Source organism: Acinetobacter pollinis (assembly GCF_015627175.1).
GTDB classification, from domain to species: Bacteria; Pseudomonadota; Gammaproteobacteria; order Pseudomonadales; family Moraxellaceae; genus Acinetobacter; species Acinetobacter pollinis.
Genome location: NZ_VTDQ01000075.1, coordinates 1 through 4,240, shown reverse-complemented (window position 1 = coordinate 4,240; position 4,240 = coordinate 1). Strand labels below are relative to the sequence as shown.

3 protein-coding genes are annotated in these 4,240 nt (G+C 40.6%); all 3 read right to left on the bottom strand.

Annotated elements, in window-relative coordinates; genetic code table 11:
* Window positions 1-14 precede the first annotated feature (14 nt).
* Window positions 15-893, bottom strand: coding sequence for a hypothetical protein (locus I2F23_RS13625; RefSeq protein ID WP_195773110.1), 879 nt, complete (start codon window positions 891-893; stop codon window positions 15-17).
* The gene (locus tag I2F23_RS13620; RefSeq protein WP_195773109.1) at window positions 877-1,989 is read right to left on the bottom strand and encodes a DUF2515 family protein; all 1,113 of its coding nucleotides are present in this window, start codon (window positions 1,987-1,989) and stop codon (window positions 877-879) included. The genes I2F23_RS13625 and I2F23_RS13620 overlap by 17 nt, the downstream gene beginning before the upstream one ends.
* Window positions 1,986-4,240: type VI secretion system Vgr family protein (locus I2F23_RS13615; RefSeq protein WP_195773108.1), on the bottom strand; the 2,255-nt coding region annotated here is incomplete at its 5' end. The genes I2F23_RS13615 and I2F23_RS13620, both read right to left, overlap by 4 nt.

The window sequence follows — 4,240 nt, the reverse complement described above, 5'->3', positions numbered from 1 at the left end:
CATGATCTGCACCATCACTTCACATATTGCCAAACATCAGGGTTTTGATATTCCGTATCTATTCGATAACCTTTGGCTTTAAACTTCTCTTCCTCGCCTGCTCTGAGTTTTTTGTCCTCATCACGATTTTTCTTAAATGCCTGTTCCAACTCAGCAGGAGTCATTTTATCTGAGTTAGAAATAGTATTTCTTTCATCATAACGAATGGTTTGGAATGAACAGCGTAACATATATTGCTCTTGAATCTGATGGTCCGCAGTTTCTCGACTAGGTTTTTTACTAATGGTCAAATCAGTTAAAATACCATTGCGATATAAACGATAAAATAGGCTATATTTTTTCTTAAAACACCATTGCCATTCTTCAAAGCTTAAAATATGGGTTGGATCAATAATATTCGAACTGTTTGCAAAGTATTTTAGGTTGTCCTCTTTGGCAATACGAGGCTCAAATGGATACACATAGTTTTTCCATCCCTTTTCATTCAGTTGATGCATGATATTTACATAAGCTTGGTAGGCTTGTTCAGGGGTAACAAACTCCTCTTTATTCAAACCTGCATCAATATCTAAAATTTGAATGCCATATTTGAGATCATCAAACATTTGTGTTCCCATCACCGCAAAGACATTATCCAATACCATGGTATCTTCACCATTCACTACAGTGACTTTGCCTAAAGTTTTAACAGGAAAGTCGAGTGAATAAAAACTCATAATCCCTGCTTGCTGGTCGACAGGGGTTTTACTGTATTTGGCAAAATCTTGGATGCCTTGCATCCCAAAATGAAGGGTATAGTCATGGTTCATATTTGTTTTCTCATTCAAGTGACAAGCACATAAGCTCAGTAATAAGGTTAAAATAAGCCATAAGCGATTAAATTTTCCCATCATTACTGTCCTCTTTAACGGTAAATGAGGCAGTACTGTTTCCCCAAGTGGCAATTATTGCCAATTCTTTTTCTAAAAACTGACGCCCTTTTTCTTTCAGCATTAAACGATGGTACTTATTAGCTGCTTTATCAATCCATGCCATACGACTGTCGTAATTTTCCACAATAGTATCGCTAAAGGGTTCTTGGTAGACGGTCTCTGGCAGTTCAGCCAATTCTTTGGCATGTTCTCCGCTATACTCCCCAAAAACGTTCTTTTTCACTGCACAGGCATCATAGTCATGTGCCAATACTAAAGTACTGTCTGGAATATGGCTTATACGCTGTACAGATGCTTGGAACTGGACATTTTTATCCTCCCAAACAATCTTTTGTAAAATATTACGTTGCTCTTGAACGGCAATATCCATCAGGTGAGCTAGTAAGTTCTTTCCAGCAACTTTGAAATTTCGATCTCTCGTATAATTCTTACGGCTTAAAACAGACTCAATGTCAGGTAACAAAGAAAAAGCACTTTCAATCTCTTTGGTCGATTTCAGTTGGTTCAGTGTGCTTAAACATTGAGACCATGGTAAATTTAAGACGGATTGTTTGATATGCTGAAAAGTGGCAACATTTCTTTGCTGTAAACACTGTTGAAATGATGCAGAAGATGCACTCCACGCATAATGCCACGGTGCAATATCCATATAAAGCCATAAGTTCCCTTTCGCAAAAACATGTACCGGTGTACGTACCATATCCACTGGTGCGAGTGCATACCCTGCTCTGGTTAATCCATGTTTAAATACAGAAGCCACGGTTTTAGAGGCAAATGCACCCAAACCCATCCAGTAATAACGCCCCATCAATTGTGGGTTGCCATTAATTTCCTGCTCTAAATAAATTTTGGCATAGACCGATGCAATGCGTCTTGCACGTGCCTCATAACCAATTTCTAATCGGTAACTATTGGTTTTAACATTCACCATATGAGACAGTCGCTTAATAGCTTCTTGTTGGTAAAGTTCCCAAAAAGTACCACAACTACATTGTAATGTTTTACAACTGTTCTCTGTGGTATTGGTTTGTGCTTCCCATTTTAAACTTCCTGTCATGTTGGTTCTCCAGAATCATCATAATTAGAGGTTATTCCCATCCAATGTAGATCGAGTTTCACATGCTGTTCTTGCGCTGAATGAATTCGTTCTGACTCACCTTTTCGATTGGTGGTTGAAACAAAGTGATGTTCTTTGTCATTTGAGGAGGCTTTATAATCTACTTTTTTCATGGTTTCTCCCGATGGGAAAACCATCTTAAACCGTTCGTTATAGGCCTCATTTGCAGGTAATCCTTTTAGATCGACCCCTGTTTTTTGCGCTTTTTCAAACTTATGTTGTGCTGCTTTAAAGTTAATCAGTCCGCCTGTTAAAGCGGCAATCTCATTCGAAGTCATCATTATTTTTGAGCCATCGACTTCAAGATAAATACCCTTTTTAGCCCGCAAATAAATATTGCCATCGACTGAACTGATCTCTATATCATTTTTGGCCGAGGCATTCAGCTTGCCTCCCTGTGAATGAAAATTCATATCGCCCTGGGCCGCATAAGCGTCCATACCATGTTGTTTCGCAAACAGCATTATTTTTTGGTCTGCATGGGCAATCAAATTCTTCTGACTACTTAAATTTAAGCTATCACCTGCACTTTGGCAGATTTGCCCATCTGCACTAAAATAAATATCTTCTTGGCTTGAAGTCGCAATGCTTTTCGGTGATGCAAGTAAGATCACTGCCTGTTTAAATGCTTCTGCTTTACTGGCATCTTGTTGTTCAATGTCATTTAAAAACTTTTTAAGGTTTTCAAGAACATCTAAAGGATCGGCCTGTTGGCTCTTCGCAGTACGACTGAGTTGTTCTGCCTGTCTTAATGACCCTTCTATTTGACGATAAGCAGGGGTTGCCTCTAATTGAGTCTGCTGTGCACTGTTTTGTGGATGAGTAGAGATCATTAAACCCTCACCCGCACGAACAGCGCCAAAGGCATCAGTTCTTAACTCAAAGCCCTCTCCTCGACTGTCACTGGTCGCTTGTGCTTTGGGATGGCTGAGTTGCCCTAAATTGAGTTGACTTGATGCATGACTACTTTGTAACTGAGCACTAATTTGTCCGTGAGTATCATCAAAACGCAGTTGGTTATAACCCGACCCTTTGATCTCTTGTGAACGTATACCACTTAAACTTTTAGTTTCGGGAAGCGGACCAGTCTGATCAAACTGTGTTGGGTGACGCTCTGCTTCATGCAAGCGACCTGTCACAAAGGGGCGGTCGATGTTGCCATCAAAGAAGTCGATGGCAACTATCTCACCAACACGCGGAAGGAATCTGGCACCGTAGCCTTCACCTGCCCAAGGGGTAAGTACATCTACCCATGCAGAGTCAGTATCGCTTTGGTTACTTCCTGCACCTCCATCATGGCTGTTGTCTTCTGCACGACTAAATAAGAAACGAACTTTAATTCGACCCCATGAATCAACATGAATCTCTTCACCTTCAACACCCACTACCTGCGCACGTTGAACATGCACTGTCGGTTTATGTTGTTCAGGATGATACTCAGGCACCACCTTAATCTCACGTCTGATGAGTGTTAAGGTGTTACCTTGGCGTTGTTCATCTTCTTGAATGTTTTTATGATGCCAACGACTCGACGTGAGTAGTTCTTCTGCCTGTTTTTGAATATCTTTGGGTAAGTTGTTTTGGTTATAGAAGTGTTTGCTTAAAATAAGAAAATCTTGGTCTGAACCTGTGTGTAAATCTATTTCAGGGTGGCCATTCAATTTAAACCAATAACCCACTTGCGCATCACGTACGGTACTGTGTGCAGTAAAGTATTTTGACTTTAAGCGGTTCTGATCGGATAAATGGCTATTCAATGCCTCAACTTGTTGATGGCTTGATGGTGTGACACCATCTTCACCGTTCAGATCTCCCACCCATGCTGGGCTCACATGCCAAGCATCTTCTAAGCTGAGTGTGGCATTGTCATATTGACCACTTTGCTCACCTAAAGATAAGACTGAACCTGCACCATCTTCTTGTTCTAAATATTGCGGTTGCCATCTTTGTACATGCACCGTACTTGGCTGAAGCTGACGAGAAGCCGTCAGGCTGGTAATGGTATCGAATGTTTCTGTCGCATCACTACGATGAAAGCGAATCAGTTGACGATCTAATGCTTTAAACTGGGCATTGGCATCAATTAAACGCAGTTTCTGTGCTTGGATTTGATCTTTGTTATGTAATACAAATGCTTGGCTTTCATCAATTAACCAATTGATCCCTTCACTTCGCCATAAACGGGTTAGAA